At 68.1% G+C, this 1,145-nt stretch carries 2 protein-coding genes; both read left to right on the forward strand.

The window, feature by feature from the left end; genetic code table 11:
* Positions 1–459 (forward strand): RidA family protein (locus tag ET21_RS0123420; protein ID WP_237751661.1); only part of this gene is annotated, 459 nt, incomplete at its 5' end.
* A 135-nt stretch (positions 460–594) separates the two neighbouring features.
* The gene (locus ET21_RS0123425) at positions 595–1,119 is read left to right on the forward strand and encodes a hypothetical protein (protein ID WP_051743984.1); all 525 of its coding nucleotides are present in this window, start codon (positions 595–597) and stop codon (positions 1,117–1,119) included.
* Positions 1,120–1,145: the final 26 nt, after the last annotated feature.

Here is a 1,145-nt window from a genome sequence, read left to right on the forward strand (position 1 = left end):
CCAATCTCCGCCAAGCATGCTCAAGCTTCACGATTTTTGCAACAGAGCCGCCGCGTGAGCCGCCTCAATCCGCCGACGTTGGCGCCACCCGTGATGGGCCTCTACGCCCAGGTCATGGTGGCGCCGACGGGCCGCCTCGCCTTCGTCGCCGGACAGGTGGCGCTCGATGCCGAGGGCCGGTTCGTCGGCACCGGCGACCATCGCGCCCAGGCGCTGCAATGCTTCGCCAATATCCGCGCGGCCGTCGCGGCGGTCGGCGCGGCGCCCGGCGACATCGTCAAGATGACGATCAACGTCGTCGATCACCACGCCGATCTGATCGGTCCGATCTTCGACGCCGGACGCGAGGTCTTCGGCGCCGACTGGCCGATCACCGCGAGCACGCTGCTAGGCGTCGCGGCGCTCGGCCTGCCCGAATGGCTGATCGAGATCGACGCGATCGTCGCGCTGCCCGGCTAAGTGTGAGGCGCTCCACGCTGACGCGACCGGCGGGATGGGTGACATCCGCGGGGCTATAGGTGCACCGGTCGCTCCGCAATCCCACGCTTGGATAGTCGCCGCGCCTATGCGAGGAGGCGGGGCGATCGGAGGAACATGTCCAGCCACGCCTATCACCTGTTCGGCCTGCGGCTGCACTCCGAAATCGCGCTGCCCGAGCTTTCACCGGCGCCTGACGGCGCACCGGCCGATGTCGAGATCGTCCGCGCGCCGGTGCCGCATCCCGATGGTGGGCCGACGGTGATCGGCCTTTCGATCGGCACGCAAGGTGCCATCATCGCGGTTCGCGACATCGGCCGCTACCGCATCGCGGACGGTGCGCGCATCGAGATCGATGCCGATCCCGGGGCCAGCGAGCGCAACACGCGCCTGTTCCTGCTCGGCTCGGCGATGGGGGCGTTGCTCCACCAGCGCCGCATGCTGCCCCTCCACGCCAATGCGATCGACATGGGCGGCTACGCCATCGCGGTGGCCGGCCCGTCGAAAGCCGGCAAGTCGACCCTCGCCGCGGCTTTTCTGGACCGCGGCTACCGTTTGCTGAGCGATGATATCTGTGTGGCGACGCGGAATGGGAATGGCGGCTTCGGGGCCCAGCCCGGGGCTCTGTTGCAAAAATCGTGAAGCTTGAGCATGCTTGGCGGAGATTG

It is taken from the genome of Sphingobium sp. DC-2 (assembly GCF_000722555.1).
Taxonomy (GTDB): Bacteria; Pseudomonadota; Alphaproteobacteria; order Sphingomonadales; family Sphingomonadaceae; genus Sphingobium; species Sphingobium quisquiliarum.